The following is an 18,211-nucleotide window of genomic DNA, read 5'->3' as shown; positions in this document are numbered from 1 at the left end:
TTTACATATCTCCCATGTTGGAAGTGATGAACAACTTCAGCGACGACGTGTCGGTACCGGTATGCCTGAAGCTGGAACGTTCTCGCATCTGCGAGGTTCCTATGTGATCTGCGTAGTTCGTCCACACTGTGGTCTTGCTGATGCCATCACGTTCAACCACGGTTTCCGGAGTGTTAATGCTGCCCGAATGTTGCGCCGAGATGGCGAGAGCGTGGGAAATTCGGGATGGCATCATCTCCATCAGCGGGCGGGGACGCTGTCCGTCGAGATTCTTGTTCTTATTCAACGGGTTTTGACAATCACATGGACAGTCTTTCCGGATATGCGTATCGCCCTTTCGCTTTCGTGATGCGCTACATCAGGATGCGTTCTGCATCGCATCTGATCATCCTGATATCCGTGCTTGCAGCCGTCGCCTGTTCGGTGGGCACGCAGTACGGAATTAAATTTTTAGTCGATGGCCTCTCATCTGGACCTTCGGGAGCCGGTAATACCGTCTGGATCGCATTTGGCGTTCTGATCTCGCTGATCACGGCAGACATGTTCCTGTGGCGCGTGGCCAGCTGGACCGCGAGCTACACATTCGTTGGTGTCACCGGCGATCTCAGGCGCGATATCTTTCGCCATCTGACCGGACACGCACCGAGCTACTTCTCGGATCGGCTGCCCGGCATGCTGACCAGCCGTATCACGGCAACATCCAACGCGGTCTTCACGGTCGAAAACATGTTTGTCTGGAACGTGTTGCCGCCCTGCGTCGCGACATTCGCGGCGATCCTGCTGATTGGAACCGTCAGCCTGCCGATGGCGGCGGGACTGACAGTGGTGGCGGGCGCGGTCGTCGTGATGATGTTCAAGATGGCCGCGGCCGGCAAGAAACTGCATGACGACTTCGCCAGCAAGGCGGCCGCCGTCGATGGCGAAATGGTCGATGTCATCAACAATATGCCGCTGGTTCGCGCATTTTGCGGATTGAGCTTTGAGCATGATCGTTTCGATGAAACGGTCGATCGCGAGCTGAACGCCCGTGGTCGCAGCCTGCGCTATCTTGAGCGTCTGCGCCTGACCCATGCGGCTATCACGGTCGCGCTCACGATCGGGCTGCTCGCCTGGGCGATCATGCTGTGGCAACGCGGCGGTGCCAGCACCGGCGACGTCGTTCTGATCTGTACGCTCGGTCTCTCGATTCTGCATGCGACGCGAGATCTTGCGGTGGCGCTCGTGGATGTCACGCAACATGTTGCGCGCTTGTCCGAGGCGCTGTCCACATTGCTGGTGCCGCATGAGCTTCGCGACCATCCCGAGGCCGAGCCGCTGGTGAAGTCGGGCGCAGCGATCGCCTTCAACAATATCTCGTTCCGTTATCCCGGCGGTCTGCAGGTGTTCGATAAGTTCACGTTGCGGCTCAATGCCGGGCAGCGCGTCGGCCTTGTCGGCCAGTCCGGCGGCGGGAAGTCGAGCCTGTTTGTATTGCTGCAGCGCTTCTACGACGTGCAGGATGGCAGCATCACCATCGATGGCCAGGATATTTCACGCGTGACCCAGCACAGCCTGCGTCACGCAATCTCCGTGGTGCCGCAGGACATCTCATTGTTCCATCGCTCCATCATGGAGAACATCCGGTATGGACGTCCCGAGGCGACGGATGACGAGGTATTGCGTGCAGCCATTTCGGCGCGTTGCGACTTCGTCGAGACGCTGCCGGAAGGTCTCCACACCATGGTCGGGGACCGCGGCGTCAAACTGTCCGGCGGGCAGCGCCAGCGCATCGCCATTGCACGCGCCTTCCTGAAGGACGCGCCCATTCTGCTGCTGGATGAGGCGACGGCTGCCCTCGACAGTGAATCGGAAGAGGCGATCCGTGAGGCGCTGGCGCGTCTGATGCGTGGTCGCACGGTAATTGCGATTGCGCATCGCCTCGCGACGTTGCGCAATTTTGATCGCGTGGTCATGCTGCAGAGCGGCAAGATCATTGAGGACGGCAAACCTGATCATCTAATGCAGGGCGAGGGGCCGTATCGGGAACTCGTCACACAGGAAATGAGCCGTCTCGCGCAGCACGCAGCCTGACGACTCAGTTATCCTCTCCAGGCGCTGCGTTTATCTTCGTGCCTGTCTTCACCTTACAACCGGCCGAGGTCATCCATGTCCATCGAAGCCGCCGCGACCAAGTTGAACGCTATCGCTGATCAAAAGGCGGTCGAGTCGCCGTTCTACATCCCGATGACGGGTCCTGCTTCGCGGCCGCGGCGTGCACTCAAGCACGACGATACGTTCGTGGTGCTCGACAGCCATGGTGACATCGGCGCGTCCGCGGGCGGCCCGGATGGCCTGTTCAATGCCGATACGCGTTATCTCGCGCGGCTGGAGCTGGCGCTGAACGACGTGCAGCCGTTGTTGCTCGGTTCGAATCTGCGCGATGACAACTCGTCGCTGACCGTCGATCTGACCAATCCGGATATCTATCGCAACGGCCGCCTGGTGCTGCAGAAAGATATGCTGCACATCGTGCGCACGTTCTTCCTGTGGCGTGGTGCGGCTTATCAGCGGATCGGTCTGCAAAATCACGGCGAACACCGTGCCAGTTTCGATCTGACGCTGTCATTCGACAATGACTTTGCCGATCTGTTCGAGGTGCGCGGCGAAAAGCGCAAGCATCGCGGCATCGCCACCAGTCGCCTGGTCGGGCCCAGTGACGTTGCGCTGGAATATACCGGCCTCGACGGCAAGCCGCTCAGCACGATGGTGCATTTCGATCCGCGCCCGACGCGGCTGGCGGCAAATACCGCGACCTACCACTTCGAGCTGAAGCCGCAGCAAACGACGTCACTGTTCGTTGCTGTCAGTTGCAATGCCGAGGTCGGCCACAAGCCTGTGCCGTTCTTTCGCGGGTTGCTCGCGCATCGCCGCGAGATGCGCAATTTTAGCAAGGGTGCGGCGACGGTCGAGACCTCGAACGATATTTTCAACGAGGTGCTTTGCCAGGCGATGGCCGATCTCAGTATCCTGATGACGAATACGCCGCAGGGGCGATATCCCTATGCCGGTATTCCCTGGTATTCGACGACATTCGGTCGCGATGGTCTGATCACGGCGCTGCAACTGTTGTGGATCGATCCGCGCGTGGCGCGCGGCGTGCTGAAACGGCTTGCGGCATTTCAGGCGAAGTCGGTCGATGCGCTTGCGGATGCCGAGCCCGGCAAGATCCTGCACGAAATGCGCGGCGGCGAGATGGCTGCCCTGCGTGAGGTGCCGTTCGCGCAATATTACGGCAGTGTCGACTCCACGCCGCTCTTTGTGATGCTCGCAGGGATGTATGTCGAGCGCACCGGCGATGATGAAACCTTGCGCGAGCTATGGCCGGCCGTTGAGGCGGCCCTCGGATGGATCGATGGTCCCGGCGACCCCGACAAGGATGGCTTCGTCGAATATCAGCGCGCCACTGAACAGGGACTGCAGAACCAGGGCTGGAAAGATTCGTATGACGCCATCTTTCATGCCGATGGAAAGCTCGCTGAGGGCAATATCGCGCTGGCGGAGGTGCAAGGCTATGTCTTCGCCGCCAAGCATCTGGCGTCGCGTCTCGCATTGCGCATAGGCCTGCCCGACAAGGCCCGGCAGCTCGAGGCCGAAGCGGAGCAACTTGCTGCGCGGTTCGAGGGAGCATTCTGGTGCGAGGAACTCGGCACCTATGCGCTTGCGCTCGACGGCAAGAAGATGCCTTGCGCGGTTCGTGCCTCCAATGCGGGACAGTTGCTGTTTACAGGCATCGTCCGTGAAGACCGTGCGCGCATGGTCGCTGCCGACCTGATGCGTCCGCATTTCTTCACCGGCTGGGGCATTCGCACCATCGCGCGCGGCGAGGCGCGCTACAATCCCATGTCCTATCATGACGGCTCGATCTGGCCGCACGACAATGCGCTGATCACACTCGGTCTGGCGCGCTATGGCCTGAAGCATTCGGTCGAGGCCGTCTTCAAGGGCTTGTTCGACACCGCGGCCTATATGGACCTGCGACGATTGCCGGAATTGTTCTGCGGCTTCCAGCGCGAAAAACGCCGCGGCCCGACCTTGTATCCGGTGGCCTGCGCGCCGCAGGCCTGGGCCAGCGCTACGCCGTATACTCTGCTCGAGGCAGCACTAGGAATCGAATTCGATGTTGCGCGCGGGGAAATTCGTTTCCGCAATCCGCGGCTGCCCGCTTTCCTGCAATACGTCATTTTGCGTGATCTTCGGCTCGGCGAATCCAGCGTCGATCTCTGCCTGCGCAAACACGAGAACGATGTGTCGCTGGAAGTGCTGCGAACCCGCGGTCAGATCCAGGTATCGATCGTATTGACGCATTGACGCGTCGCCTGGCGCTGGGGTCGTGCCCATCAGCGAAACGCGTGAGTGAGGGAGTTTCCATGCCTGCAATTCGCATCGTTGCCGGATTGGCTGTAGCGTTGGCGTTGAACGCCGTGGCCGTGTGCCAGGCGGCGGATGCGCCTGTGCCTCCGCCCGCGTCGTCAGAGAAATCCACCCCTGAAGCGCAGCCGTCCGTGCCGTCGCCCGCACCTGATGCGGCTGCCGTGCAGCCGGCAACGCCACCGGTCGCGTCCACGTCTCCTGTGCCTGTCGCCAAGCCGCCATCGGTTACGGTGATCGATGCTTTCGATGCCAAGGGCATTCTCGGCCGCGATGTGCGCAGCCCCGCAAGCGAGAATATGGGACGTATCGCCGACGTGATCGTCGATCGCGCGGGCCAGGTGCGCGGCGCGGTCATCGACTTCGGCGGATTCCTCGGGGTTGGCTCGCGCAAGATCGTGGTCGATTGGGGCGCGCTGCATTTCTGGAACGTGGCCGACAAGACCGCCAGCATCACGCTCGATCTTACACGCGAGCAGGTGCGTGCTGCGCCGGAATACAAGGACGACCAGCCCATCGTCGTGCTCGGCGCGTCCGGCACACTGACGCCGCTGAGGTTTCCGCCTCTTACCATGCAGGAGCGCTAATTGGCGGTTCACGCGACCACTCGTACAGCCGATCTCTCCCGCCGCGACGATGTCGCGGCGGTGCCCGAGGTTGCCTGTGCGCCGGGGATTGCGCCGGAGTCCGAGCTGGGCCCGCAGGAGCCGCAGCGGATTCCGGAGCCATCGAAGCAGAGCCTGCGCGGGCTCGACTGGTTCATCTTCTTTCTCGCCGATGTGCAAACCGGATTCGGTCCGTTCGTTGCGGTCTATCTCACCACGCAGAAATGGACGCAGGTCGAGATCGGCTTCGTGCTGTCGATCGGGGGCATCGTCGCGCTGCTCGGCCAAATTCCGGGCGGCGCGATCATCGATGCGGCGCGCTCGACGCGGCTGGTCGCCGGCGCCGCGGTCGCAACGATCGGCGGCTGTGCGCTAGCTTACGCGGCGCTGCCGGTGTTTCCCGTCATTGTCGCGGCAGCGACGTTGCATGCGATGGCGAGCTGCGTGCTCGGCCCTGCGATCGCCGCTATCAGCCTGGGGCTGGTCGGGCCGCTGCGGATCGGCGAACGGCTGGGGCGCAATGCGCGCTTCGCCTCGCTCGGCAATGGCGTCGCTGCCGCCGTCATGGGCACTTGCGGCTATCTGCTGTCCAGCCGGTCGGTGTTCATCGTCACCTTCTTGCTGGCGCTGCCGGTGCTCTATGCGCTGTCCCGGATTCGACCTCAGGAGATCAACCCTGCGCAGGCCCATGGTGCCAGCACCAAAGAGGCCGAGAGCAAAAAGCCGATCCGTTTTCGCGATCTGGTGCGGCAGAAGCCGCTGTTGATTTTTGCCTGCGCTGTGCTGCTGCTGCAGCTTGCCAATGCCGCGATGCTGCCTTTGATGGCGGGCGTCGTCACGACGCGCTCGGCCGACTGGGCACCGGCGCTGATCGCCTTCTGCATCGTGGTCCCGCAGGCCATCGTCGCGGCGACCTCGCCGACGGTTGGCCGAAAGGCGCAGCAATGGGGCCGTCGGCCGCTGCTGCTGATCGCTTTCGCCGCGCTCGTGATCCGCGGATTGCTATTCGCCGTGGTCACCGACCCGTTTGCGCTGGTCGCCGTGCAGATCTTCGACGGCGTCACTGCTGCCGTGTTCAGCGTGATGATCCCGCTGATCGTCGCCGACATCGCCTTTGGCAGCGGTCGCTTCAGTCTCGCGCAAGGCATTGTCGGAACAGCCACTGGCATCGGTGCGTCGCTCAGTACGGTGACCGCCGGCTTCGTCGCCGACAAGCTCGGCGCGCCGGTTGCCTTTGTCGGTCTGGCCTGCGTCGCCGGGCTTGGCTTGTTGCTGATCTGGCTGGTGATGCCGGAAACTCGCCGCGACCACGGCGAGGTCGAGAACGGACCTTAGGGCGCGACGCTCTCACCGAGGAAGTTGACCGCGGCCGTGACACCGCCCTTGCCGTGCGGAATGCCGAGCGCCTGCAATCCCATCTCGATCACGCCGAGCGTTCCGAGAATCATGGGCGCGTTGACATGGCCCATATGGGCGATGCGGAATGCTTTTCCGTGCAGGTCGCCGATGCCGACGCCGAGAATGACGCCGCATTTGTCGCGGCAGTAATCGAGCAGCGGCGTCGGGTTGTCCATCCGCACCGTCGTGACCGTGTTGCCGCGTTCTTTCGGCTCGATGATATTGAAGCTCAGCACGCCGCCGTCGGCCCATACGGCAACGGCGCGGCGCACGGCTTCCGCCAGCAATCGATGGCGTTGGAATACGTTGACCAGCGTCTCGTCGAACAGCATGTCGATGGCCTGACGCTGCGCGAACATCAAGTGCACCGGCGCGGTACCCGAATGTTTCCGGTAGTGCTCGTCGCCGTCGCGCTCGGTCCAATCCCAATAGGGTGTGCGCAGATTGGCAGTCTTGTGCACTTCGCGCGCACGATCATTCGCCGCGACATAGCCGAGGCCGGGTGGCGTCATCAGGCCCTTCTGCGAGCCGGACATGGCGACATCGATGCCCCACGCATCCATCTCGAACGGCATGCAGCCGAGCGAAGCCACGGTGTCGACCATGAACAGCGCGGGATGGCCGGCGGCCTTGATCGCCTTGCCGATGGCTTCAATGTCGTTGAACGCGCCTGACGCCGTGTCGATCTGCACTGCAAGCACAGCCTTGATCTCGTGCTTGGTGTCTTGTCGCAACGTCGCTTCAACTTCGGCAGGGCGGATGGCGCGATTCCAGTCGCCCTTCAGGCTCTGCACGTCGACGCCCATGGCGCGCGCAGCATGGCCCCAGCCGACCGCGAAACGCCCGCTTTCCAGCACCAGGATCTTGTCGCCGCGCGACAGCACATTGGTGAGCGTCGCTTCCCAGGCGCCATGCCCGTTGGCGATGTACATATAGGTGTTGCCCTTGGTGGCGAACAACGTGCCGATATCGCGCAGCAGCCCGAATGTGAGCTGCACCATTTCCTTGGAGTAGATATCCAGCGGCGGACGATGCATCGCCCGCAATACTTCGTCTGGCATCGTGGTGGGGCCGGGGATGGCGAGAAATTCACGACCTGCACGAACGACCATTTTCAATCCTTGTTGGTATTTTCGGCCATGGTGCCATGGCGCAGCGCGAAATCAAAGCGCGTGTGAGGTGGTTTGAATTTGACCGCTTAGTGAGTCAGCGCATCACGCCCGATCACATTCGCGATGGCCTGGAAGATCTGGTCCTTGATCTCGGTGGCCGCCGGACTCGGGATCGTCTCGGGAGGGCCGTCGTGTTTGGCGCAGGCCACCACCAGCCGCAGGATCCAGACTTCGCCATCAGTGTAGTACAGGTCGCCGCCGCCATTGTGGCCGGCGACGGTTGGGCCGATTCCGGTGACCTGATATTTGGCCTCGACCATGCCGGCCTTTTCGAGGTCGCCCGCGAGCACCGCTCGCTCCGCGTCGATATCGGCAGCGATGTGATGCGTGATCGCGCCGGTGTATTTGCTGATCCCGACGCTGCGATCGAAAGTCGCATCGCCGAGCCAGACCGGGCGATCTTCCTGCCCCTTGTCGAGGACCTTCCAGAGCCGGATGTGGTGGCGATGATCAGCGCTGTTGCCGACCGGCTTCTCGAAAGCGAGATCCTCGCGGCGGCCGAGATAAACCAGCGGGCTCACCGGTGCTTCGCGATAGGGGCGGTCGAGCAAGACGCTGCCGACAATTTCGAGGGACGAGCGTAACGTCACGGGATCGGCGGGATACCATCCGGCAGCATGCATCGCGCACAGCACGTCCTTCTTGTCGCCGATCAGGCCGACATTGATGGGATCGCCGGGAATACCTTGCGCGGTCATCGTCGTCATCGGCAATCCGGCAAGGCTCTTCTGGTGCTCATAATGAGTCCAGAGTTCCGGGAGCAACAGATAGGCGATGCCGCCATAGATGATCAAAGCGAGCAGCGTCAGCCGCGCCGCCCGGAATGTCCGGCTGCGGCGTTGTTTTTGCGCAATGACATCCGTCTGCAGGTCAGCCACGGTTCCGCTCGATCGAATCTGAGCGGGGAACCTGCCACGTCAGCGCCACGATGTCATCGTCGGGTCTCGCGGCAGCCGGCGGCTTCGGCCTCTTCTTTAGAGCAAAACCAGCGTGTTCCCTTGCTGATCCGCATGCTGATCTTGGCATACCAGCGGCTTTCGGGCGTGTGATAGATGCAGACGCCGGCCCGGTTGACGTTGCCCTTGATCCGGCAAGTTGGAGACGGCGCCACGTGGCCGGATGCCGAGGCCAGCAAGATCGGCAAGGCATCCTCCGGAGGCTTGATCGAGCCGAGAATGGTGGTTTTCTTGTTGCGTACGCGCCAGTCCCAGGGCGCAAAGAACGCGCCGGCCCAAAGTCCGGCCTTGGCCTCACGTGCGGCTTTCTCGTCGGCATCATAGGCATGCGAGAAGCGCACATAGGAGAGCGCCCAGCCGCTCTTCACCATCCATTGGCTGATGTCCTCGCCGTCCACCTCGCATTTGGCGACCGAGCGACCGAAGCGATCGGTCCGTAGCACGTGGCAGGTCCAGCTCTTGTCGCCGACATGTTCAACAAGCGCTTCATGCGCTGCGACACCGCAGGTCCAGCGCTCGCCGGCGGCATTCAGGCACAACTGATCGAGGCCGGGCGAGTCCATGCCGGCGAGCCGGATGCGGGTCGCGCCAATGGTCATCTGGTCGCCATCGCGAATCTTCGGCACCCCGGTCACGTCGGCGGCCTGTGCCAGTGCGGGAATGCAAAGCATCGCGATAAAAAGTGAGAAGGTGCGGAACATGCGCATCGAACCGTTTGATTGCAAAATCATGACGACAATCCGGAGACAGTGCGGGCATTTCGCCGCCCATGCCAGCGCGGTCGCTCCTTCATACCTTCAACTTCGCGCGATGACCTATGCCGCGTGGCCATTCATCATTCTCCGCCGCGCCAGCGCGAGACCCATCAGCACGAAGGCTGAGGTCACTTCGGGACCGCCGACGAGAATCCGTGTCGGCGTTTTCATCTTGTTCCATTCATAGGCCTTGAACGGACCCTTGCGGCCACCTTCGCCTGTTGCCGTGATGATGCAGCGCAGCGCAGGTGCGAAATGCGCGAGCTCACCGCCGAGATGTCCGAGCGCGATCAATGCGAGTGCCGCATCGAAAGTATTCATCTCGCGCGCAATCAACTCATCCTGCACATAAGCGAGAACACGCAGGCGAATGAAGTCGAACGTGCCGTCGGTGTCTATGGCCTGTTGTGTTGCGGCTGGCAGCTCACGGAAGGCCGCATAGCAGCGGCCGAAATAGGCGCTGTAGAGCTCCGGCAGATAGTAGATGTGCGATTTCGGATCGGCGAAGGCGCCGGATGCCACAAGGCGGCGCTGGAAGCCGATGATCCGCTGCATCGTTTCCAGACGTGTCGGTGTTTCCATCACCTTCCAGCGGACGAGATTCCGGAACGAGACTTCGAGCACGTCGAGATTGAGTGTCGGATCGAGATCGTTGCCGTAGGGCCGCTCGCCCGCGAGATTGTCGATCCAGGTGACGATGGCGCCGTCATAGTCGATATGGTCGTTGAGCGGCACGGTGACCATCGGTTCGTTGCTGCCGTTGCCGACCTGATAACCGGCATAGAAGTCGAGCAGGGGTTGATCGAGGATCGGATCGGTCGAGCCGGCCTGTGTGGCGGCGGAGAACGAGCAGGCGGTGGTGTCACAGTCCGGCACATAGATGCCGAAACCGAGGTCCTGCTTGATCTGTGCGAACAGCCGGCTGAAGCGCGGATGCGGCGGCGGTGCCAGCGCCGTGATGACGTTCACACTCGTTCCGTCATGCGAGCGGACTTCCTCGCGGCTGGTGACCAGGCAGAATTCAACCATCGCATCGATGGCGCGGCGCGAGGATGTCGTCTGGTCCGGCGACGGCAGTCCGGTTTCGCCGAAGCTGAGCAGCGCCTCGGTGAAGAAGGCGTCGTAATAGGCGGAGCGATGCCGGATCTGCACCGGCTCCCACATGGGTTCGGCAATTCCGGTCCATGGCGGATTGATGAGTTCTCCGGCCGGTGAGCGTGCGATGAAGATGCGCGCGAGGGTGAACAGCAGCGTCGAATTCTTGTAGCCACGCGAATTCAGGCCTGTCAGGGCCATCAGGAAATCGCGGCCATGCATGTCGGGATCGCCAATCAGGTTGAACGCCGCGTAAGTAGGAATGAAGCCGTTGCGGTCGAACGAGCGCAACAGATGCGTGCCGCAGGCCTTGATGACATGGTCGATCTCGCCCAGTGACGGTGCCTGCGCTGACGCCGTCACGGGCTTCGGCTCTGGATGGCTCAATGTGACCGTGTCGAGCAGCTCGGCGATGGGCTGGCCGATGGCTTCCCAATCGGGCTTCTCGTCGTCGCGCGCCGCTCTCAGGGCCTGCTGTATGGCTTTGAACCGGGAGGGATCGCGCAACTCGGGCAGGCCGGCGCGGCAGAGCAACGGACGAAGCGCGGCATTGCCAAGCGCGGTTTTGTAGAACTTGACGATATGGGCGTCGCCGCCGGTGTGCTTGTGGAATAGGGGATCGCAGAGGTCGTAAAGCGACGGGCCGTCCTTGCTGGCTGTCAGCGCGCGGTATGCGGCGCCGGCAAAATAAGTCACACCCATGAGGTTTCTTTCAGTGCGGTCCCTGCGCACGCTTCGAAAACCGCCCGCCGCTGCTGCGGCGCAATCGCCTCCCGACACCTGCAAGCCTTTGAAAACTTGCACGAATCGGTCGAGATTACAATTGCGTGAAGCGCAAGCCCGTTCAAGACCTTAGCCTGGTCAGTCAGTAACCCTGTCTTAAATCCCGGCCTTTACCGGTTGCTCGGGTGGCCCTGGCGGGTTAACAACCAGTTTGCTGCGATGCCGCAAATTGAGCGCATTTAATACTCATTGGTTTGGCATCCCTTCAAACCTATTTCGACGTTCGCGCGACCCACGGTTGCGCCTGAACGATGAGCAGGAATGACGTTATGAACGTACGGCAGTTTCGCGTATCCCGTCGCTCGATCACTGTGGCCGCAGCTTTTGTCGGCCTGGTGTCGCTGGTGCTTGGCGCCAATGCCGCGCTGAACAAGCGCTCGCTGGAAGCCGCACAGGCCGAGACGGTGACCGGGACGATCAATCCCGTTACGAAGGCGTCGCGCATCGCGCTGGTGATCGGCAATGGTCATTACCCCGACGCCGGCGCGCCGCTGAGCCAGCCGATCAATGATGCACGTGCCATGACGAGCGCACTCCGCCGCGACGGTTTCGACGTCGATGTGGTGGAAGACGCGACCCGCGATGACATGACCCGCGCTGTCGAGCGCCTGAAGGCCAAGATCAAGCCTGAAACCGTCGTGATGCTGTATTTCGGCGGCTATGGCGTTCAGGTTGGCCGCCAGAGCTACATGATCCCGGTGGATGCTGCGATCTGGAAAGAGCGTGACATCCGTCGCGATGGCATGAGCGTCGAGGCCGTTCTCGATATCATGAAAGAGCAGGGTGCCCAGGCCAAACTGGTCGTGCTGGATGCGTCCCGCCGCAATCCCTATGAGCGCCGCTTCCGCGGTTACTCCCGTGGTCTCGCGCCGATCGACGTGCCGGAGAATGCGCTGATCCTGACCTCGGCGACACCGGGCAAGGTTGCCGACGATGTGGACGGCCAGAACAGCCTGCTCGCGACCGAATTGCTGAAGAACATGAAGGCCAAGCCGGCGAGTGCCGAGTCCGTCTTCACCAACACCCGCGTTGCGGTTACCCGCGCGACCGCCGGTGAGCAGGTTCCTGCCGTGTCGTCGTCGCTCGTTGAGGACATCCTGCTCGGCGATAGCGCTACGGCCAAAGCCGGCAGCTAAGCTTTCCCCATCGCGTTTACTTGTTAGCGTCTGCGCTGGCCATCACCGGACGAACCGGGTCGCCTTCGCGCAGCAATGCGCCCGCGCGCGCGACAATCACATCGCCATCGCTCAAACCTTCGCGTACCTCCACGCGTCCGCCTGACATGAGCCCGATTTCGACGCGCCGCGTCTCGATGCGCTGCCGTCGGACCACCTGCACGACGGTGCCGCCGGCACTATAGAGAACGGCGGTCAATGGCACCGCGACGCCGCAGCTTTCGCCAGTCTTGATGATGGCACGCGCGTAGGAATTGCTCATCAGCCGCCGGGCCGAGGTGATCGAGACCACGACCTGGCCGAGCTGGCTGTTGGGCTCCACAGTGGAGGCGACGCGTTTCACTTTACCGTCCAGCTCTCCAGCGCCGATCACCTTGACCTTGACCGGCTGATCGACTTTCAGCTTCGGCAGGTCGCGCGTCGGTACCTGGCCGATGAATTCGAACTCGCTCCGCGCGATGATGCTGAAGAGCGCTTCGCCCTTGGCCGATGCGAGTGATCCGACCACGGCGGACGAGGCGCTGACCAATCCTGCGACCGTCGCTTGAACCTGGAGCGATCCGCCTTCCAGTGGCGTCAGGCGTGCGAGGATCTGGCCCGCGGTGACGTTCTCGCCGGCATCGACCATGACCTCTGCGACCTTGAGGCCCGGGCGATCCGGACGGATCGAGACTTCCTCGCGCGGGATCAGGATGCCGGAGACTTCGACCGTCGCGGAGAAGCAGGACTTCGCGGCGGTCAGCACGGTCACTGCTGCACCCTTCGGCGCATCAGCAGGATCGTCGGCGGCCAGAGCCGGCTGGGTGAACACGCATAGCGACAGCGCGACCAGCAATCTGGCCCATGTGGTGGTTCGCTTGGAAGATGCGACGGACAGGGTCATTGCATTTGCCTATTTGTGCGGGACGGCGGGTGGTTGACCGTTTTGCGGGTCTTCCTCGCCGCTCGACACCAGCAGCTTGCGCCCGAAGCGCCATGCCAATTGTCCGACATCGTCCATCATCATGAACATCGCCGGCACGAATAGTAGCGACAGCGCCGTCGAGAAGATCAGCCCGCCAATGATAGCAAGTGCCATCGGAGAGCGGAACTCGCCGCCGGCGCCGAAGGCAAGTGCGGATGGCATCATGCCGGCGACCATGGCAACGGTGGTCATCACGATCGGCCGCGCGCGCTTCATGCCGGCGTCGATGATCGCGACCTCTCGTGGCTTGCCTTCGCGAATGGCTTCCACTGCAAATTCCACCAGCATGATCGCGTTCTTGGTGACGATGCCCATCAGCATCAGGATGCCGATCCAGACAGGCGTCGTGAGTTGCTTTCCAGTCAACAGCAGCGCCAGTATCGCGCCGCCGATCGAGAGCGGCAGTGAGAACAGGATGGTGATCGGTTGCAGGAACGTGCCGAACAGCAGCACCAGCACCGCATAGACCATCATCAGGCCTGCCGAGATCGCGGTGGCGAAACCATCCGCGAGTTCGTTCAGGCTTTCGGCGTCGCCGGACTGCTTGACGCTCACATTCTTCGGCAGGCTCTTCATGACCGGCAGTTCGTAGATCTTCTTCAGGGCATCGCCGAGTGCGGCGGTGCCCACGAGATCTGCGGCCACGGTGGCCTGACGTTCTCTGTCATAGCGGTTGATGCTGGTCGGTCCCTGATCGAGCTTGATGTCGGCGACCACGGACAGCGGCACGCCGCCGCGTCCGCCGCCAAGCGGTACCCGCAACTGTTCGAGGATCTGGAAGTCGGCGCGTGCCGTGTCTTCGAGCTGCACGCGGATCGGCACCAGGCGATCGCCAGCATCGAATTTCGCCAGAGCCGGGCCGACGTCGCCGATGGTGGCGACGCGGATGGTTTCCGACAGGCTCTCGGTGGAGACGCCGAGCCGTGCCGCGAGGTCGGCACGCGGCTGCACCCGCAGCTCAGGACGATCCAGCGAGGTTTCCGAGATCACGTTGGAGATCAGCGGAATGCGCTTCATCTGCGTCGCCAGTTCGCTGGCGACATTGGCGACGATATTGCTGTCGGTGCCGGTCACCACCAGCGAGATGGCGCGCAGTCCGTTTTCGTCGAGGAACCAGTAGCGAATATCCGGAACGCTTTCGAGTTCCTTGCTGATATCGAGTTCGAGCAGGCGCTGTGTATGTGCGCTGTCGCGTTCGCTCTTTGGGGTGTAGTTGATGATCAGAGCTGCGCGCCGCACTTCATAGGTGCCAGGAGGAACGTGACCGCCATCGACGAACACGCTCTTCACCTCAGGTCGCTTGCGGAGCCGCGCAACGATGTCTTCTGTGACTTTCTCGGTGTAAGCGAGCTGCGATCCCGGTGGCAATTCCATCGCCATCAGCGAACGCGCCGTGTCCTGGGCCGGCAGGAAGCCCTGCGGCAGCAGCTGGATGCTCCAGATCGACAGTGCGAAGACGGCGAGACCGAACAGAACCGTCACGTAGTAGCGCTTCACCGACAAGGTCACGAGCTTGTTGTAGGCTTGCAGCAGGCGCCCCGGCGGTGGATCGTCGTGCTTGTGATCCTTGAGGAAGTAGGCCGCCAGCACAGGCGTGACAAAGCGCGCTGCCAATAGTGAAAAGAATACCTGCACCGAGACGGTGATGCCGAACTGCTTGAAGAATTGTCCGGCGATGCCCGACATGAAGCTGGCCGGGGCAAAGATCGCGATGATGGTGAGGCTAATAGCGATCACGGCGAGGCCGATTTCGTCGGCTGCTTCCAGCGCGGCGCGATAGGGCGACTTGCCCATCCGCATATGCCGCACGATGTTCTCGATCTCGACGATGGCGTCGTCGACGAGAATGCCTGTCGACAGCGTGATGGCGAGGAAGCTCACGAGGTTGAGCGAGAAGCCGAGCAGGTCCATCGCCCAGAAGGCCGGGAAGATCGACAGCGGCAGCGAGATTGCGGCGATGACCGTGGCGCGCAGATCGCGCAGGAAGAAGAACACCACGATGACGGCAAGCGCCGCGCCTTCGAACAAGGTCGAGATCGCGGCTTCATAGTTGCCCTTGGTGAAATCCACCGACGTATCGATCAGCTTCAGGTCGACGTCGGGATAGGACGCCTTTAGCGCATCGATGCGCTTCTGCACGGCGGCGGCGACAACCACATCGCTGGCGCCCTTGGAGCGCTTGATGCCCAGCGCCACCACGGGTTCGCCATTGAAGCGCGCAAAGGTGCGGCGGTCGGCGATGGTGTCGGTGACGGTGCCGAGATCTTCGAGCCGCACTTCGCCGCCGGACGGCAGGCTGATCATGGTGCCGGCGAGTTCATTCAGTGTTTTCGCGCCCGCCAGTGTGCGAATGGCCTGATCGTTCTTGCCGATTTCGGCGCGGCCGCCGGCGAGGTCCACATTGGTGCCGCGCAGACGTCTGGAGACGTCGACGGCGGTAAGGCCTGCGGCCTGCAAGCGGTCGGGATCGAGCGAGACTAGGATTTCGCGCTCGACGCCGCCGATGCGCTCGACCTGTGCGACGTTGCGCACGCCCTGCAGCGCGCGCTTGACCACGTCGTCGACGAACCACGACAGTTGCTCCGGCGTCTTGCCGGGCGAGATCGCGGCGTAGGTCACGATTGGCAGGCCGATGACGTCGACGCGCTGGATCAGCGGTTCATTGACATTCTGGGGGAGATTGGCGCGCACGCGCGTCACGGCGTCCTTGACGTCGTTCAGCGCGCGGTCGGTGTTGGTTTCCAGCGCGAATTGCACCGTCGTGACCGACAAGCCGTCAGTGATCGACGACGAGATGTGCCGCACGCCTTCGACGCCGGAGACGCCGTCTTCGATGGTCTTGGTGACCTGCGCTTCAAGTTCCGCGGGCGCCGCGCCGAATTGCGAGACGGCGACCGAGATCACCGGAATGTCTGCGCTCGGTAGCCGCGTGATCGCCAGCTTGGTGAAGCTGATCCAGCCGAGTACCAGAAGAATGATCGAGAAGACGATGGACGGAAGCGGATGGCGGATCGACCATGCCGAGATATTCATTGCCATTAACGCACCCGCGATCGATCGAGGTCATCGGCGAACATGGTCTGGACCTTGTCGCCGTCATGAAGTGATGTACCGGCATCGGCGACGACGATGTCGCCCACCTCGACACCTTCAAGAATTTCCGTCGACGTATCGGACACCAGCCCGACTTTTACCCGTCGGGTCTCGATGGTGTTGCCCTTCACGAGCTGCACCATGAAGTGTTCGATCGCCGAGCGCGGGATCGCGACGCCGCAGCTGCGCTTGGCGTCGATGCTGGCGCGGGCGAAGACACCGACCTTGAGCGACGGGTTGCTGGCCAGTGACAGCCGGACATGGCCGAGCTGTGTTACGCGGTCGATCTGTGGCGACACCAGCCGCACCTTGCCGAAAATATCGGGCTGATCGTCGCGGCTGATCCGCGCCGTGACGCCGGGGTTGAGTTTGAGGATATGGATGCTCGGCACTTCTGCATCGAGCTCGAGCTCGTTGTTGATGGCGATCCTGAACATCGGCCCGGCCTGCGGCGAGGCCGGCGCGCCGACGATGGTGTTCACGGAGGTAATCAGACCTGCCGCCGGGGCGCGTAGCGTCACCGGATTCGGGCGTGCATTGCCTGCTGTCGGCGGCGGTATCAGCCGGGCCAGTTCCTGGTTCTCGGTGACGGTGTCGCCTTCGCGGACCAGCACTTCGGAGACCTTTGAACCTTCGGTATCCACGCCGACAACGGCCTCGCGGCGCGGAACCACGAATCCAGTGACCCGCACGAGATCCGAGAAGCAGGCATTGGTGGCCTTGGCGACGATCACCATGGCGCCATTCGGCGAGGCGGAGCCGGCGGGTGCGGGTTCAGCGGCGAAGCCGATAGAGGTGGTTGCGACCATGATGGCCGCCAGCGACAGACATGCGAGAGAGGGGGAGAAGCAGGCAAAAGCCTTCATTGCGAGATCGATCCACTTGGTATTACGGAGCACCAGGGGCATTCGATCGGTGCGGCGGCAGGTCGGGGCAATCTATACAGGATATCCGCGATCACCACAGCAAACAGCGTCCCGCGTGGCGCGGAACGCTGTGGTGCGGCAATCCGCAGCAAGCTCAGAGGTACCACCGAGCTCTATTGGGATGCGGTGGTCTTGTTCGCCATATTCACCACCTGAACGCGGCGGTTCGACGGATCGGTCGGCGCAACGCCAGCCTTGGGCTTGCCCTTGCCATAGCCGACGGTGACGAGGTCGGCGCCGGCGATGCCGTATTTGTCCGTCAGATAGCGTTTGATGGCGTCGGCGCGGCGCTCGGACAGATCCTGGTTGTATTCTTCGCCGCCGACGGCGTCGGTATGGCCGGCGACCACGAAGGTCGCGCCCTTGAGGTCTTCGCTGCTCAGCGCCTTGCCGAGGGCCTGCACCGAGGACAGCGACTTCTTGCTGATATTCGCCGAATTGTAGTCGAAGGTAATTTCCAGATCGATCGCCGGCTTGGTCTGGGCAACGGCGGCAATCTGCTCGCGCTCGCCGATCGACAGCGACCGCGTGCTGCGATTGCGAAGGGAGTCGACGAACTTGCCTTCGGCGGCATTGACGGCCGGCGGTGTCATTGACAGACCGCGGGTCAGAGGCTTCTTCGGCGCCAATGCGCGCAGGATCTGGTCGGAGGTCACTTCCTCAGCCGCTGCGGCGATGCCTGCGGTTAGCGACAGGGCGACGCTGATCATGGTGATCGTGCGAAGTGCCTTGAAGCCGGGGCGTGCGGATGTGTTCGGCATGGGTGCATCCTTCATTTAGTCGCGCGAAACGCGCTTGAATCAAATCCAACAAAATCTGGTGCCGGATCGCTTCAGGATGGCTTCCGGCTTGCCATCAATAGTGTCCGCTCGCGCGCCGCAG

The 18,211-nt window shown here is 62.4% G+C and carries 14 protein-coding genes; 5 read left to right on the top strand and 9 right to left on the bottom strand.

The features are described 5' to 3' along the window. Nucleotide 1 precedes the first annotated feature (1 nt). On the bottom strand, nt 2–286 hold the full coding sequence (locus tag AC1DUY_RS18545; RefSeq protein WP_139285809.1) for a hypothetical protein: 285 nt from the start codon (nt 284–286) through the stop codon (nt 2–4). A 17-nt stretch (nt 287–303) separates the two neighbouring features. On the opposite strand from AC1DUY_RS18545, the gene AC1DUY_RS18540 reads away from it, so the two are divergent. From AC1DUY_RS18540 to AC1DUY_RS18525, 4 genes are all read left to right on the top strand, one after another. Further along, nucleotides 304–2,070, top strand: coding sequence for an ABC transporter ATP-binding protein (locus AC1DUY_RS18540; RefSeq protein WP_478116127.1), 1,767 nt, complete (start codon nt 304–306; stop codon nt 2,068–2,070). A gap of 75 nt (nt 2,071–2,145) precedes the next feature. Next, entirely contained in the window at nt 2,146–4,347 is a 2,202-nt protein-coding gene (locus AC1DUY_RS18535; protein WP_478116125.1) for an amylo-alpha-1,6-glucosidase, read from the top strand. Between the two features lie 59 nt (nt 4,348–4,406). Further along, nucleotides 4,407–4,994: a PRC-barrel domain-containing protein gene (locus tag AC1DUY_RS18530; RefSeq protein ID WP_478116123.1), complete on the top strand. Its 588-nt coding sequence runs from the start codon at nt 4,407–4,409 to the stop codon at nt 4,992–4,994. Nucleotides 4,995–5,081: 87 nt separating this feature from the next. Continuing rightward, the gene (locus AC1DUY_RS18525) at nt 5,082–6,347 is read left to right on the top strand and encodes an MFS transporter (protein ID WP_478116337.1); all 1,266 of its coding nucleotides are present in this window, start codon (nt 5,082–5,084) and stop codon (nt 6,345–6,347) included. Here the strand turns inward: AC1DUY_RS18525 and AC1DUY_RS18520 are convergent. The 4 genes from AC1DUY_RS18520 to AC1DUY_RS18505 form a co-directional block, all read right to left on the bottom strand. Next, nucleotides 6,344–7,522 carry a pyridoxal-phosphate-dependent aminotransferase family protein gene (locus AC1DUY_RS18520; protein ID WP_478116121.1) on the bottom strand — a complete coding sequence of 393 codons (1,179 nt, stop codon included), beginning with the start codon at nt 7,520–7,522 and terminating at the stop codon, nt 6,344–6,346. The genes AC1DUY_RS18525 and AC1DUY_RS18520 overlap by 4 nt on opposite strands. Nucleotides 7,523–7,608: 86 nt before the next feature. After that, nucleotides 7,609–8,460, bottom strand: a complete 852-nt coding sequence (locus tag AC1DUY_RS18515; protein ID WP_093758029.1) for an LssY C-terminal domain-containing protein — start codon at nt 8,458–8,460, stop codon at nt 7,609–7,611. A gap of 53 nt (nt 8,461–8,513) precedes the next feature. Beyond that, nucleotides 8,514–9,239, bottom strand: coding sequence for a thermonuclease family protein (locus AC1DUY_RS18510; protein WP_439074053.1), 726 nt, complete (start codon nt 9,237–9,239; stop codon nt 8,514–8,516). A gap of 114 nt (nt 9,240–9,353) precedes the next feature. Continuing rightward, complete coding sequence (locus AC1DUY_RS18505) at nt 9,354–11,090, bottom strand: hypothetical protein (RefSeq protein WP_478116119.1); 1,737 nt, start codon at nt 11,088–11,090, stop codon at nt 9,354–9,356. 350 nt (nt 11,091–11,440) lie between these two features. Between AC1DUY_RS18505 and AC1DUY_RS18500 the strand changes: the two genes are divergently transcribed. Then, nucleotides 11,441–12,307, top strand: a complete 867-nt coding sequence (locus AC1DUY_RS18500; RefSeq protein ID WP_089266722.1) for a caspase family protein — start codon at nt 11,441–11,443, stop codon at nt 12,305–12,307. 16 nt (nt 12,308–12,323) lie between these two features. Here AC1DUY_RS18500 and AC1DUY_RS18495 read toward each other — a convergent pair whose 3' ends face one another. From AC1DUY_RS18495 to AC1DUY_RS18480, 4 genes are all read right to left on the bottom strand, one after another. Continuing rightward, complete coding sequence (locus AC1DUY_RS18495) at nt 12,324–13,229, bottom strand: efflux RND transporter periplasmic adaptor subunit (RefSeq protein ID WP_478116116.1); 906 nt, start codon at nt 13,227–13,229, stop codon at nt 12,324–12,326. Between the two features lie 9 nt (nt 13,230–13,238). After that, nucleotides 13,239–16,349, bottom strand: coding sequence for an efflux RND transporter permease subunit (locus AC1DUY_RS18490; protein ID WP_089266725.1), 3,111 nt, complete (start codon nt 16,347–16,349; stop codon nt 13,239–13,241). Then, nucleotides 16,349–17,212 (bottom strand): efflux RND transporter periplasmic adaptor subunit, encoded by an 864-nt coding sequence (locus AC1DUY_RS18485; protein WP_439080021.1) that lies wholly within the window; start codon nt 17,210–17,212, stop codon nt 16,349–16,351. Before AC1DUY_RS18485 ends, AC1DUY_RS18490 begins: the two co-directional genes overlap by 1 nt. Nucleotides 17,213–17,442: 230 nt before the next feature. After that, nucleotides 17,443–18,090 carry an OmpA family protein gene (locus AC1DUY_RS18480; protein ID WP_478116114.1) on the bottom strand — a complete coding sequence of 216 codons (648 nt, stop codon included), beginning with the start codon at nt 18,088–18,090 and terminating at the stop codon, nt 17,443–17,445. Between the last annotated feature and the right edge of the window lie 121 nt (nt 18,091–18,211).

The organism is Tardiphaga sp. P4_G1 (assembly GCF_056401215.1).
The sequence above is the reverse complement of the archived record's forward strand: the minus strand, read 5'-3'. Positions and strand labels throughout refer to the sequence as shown.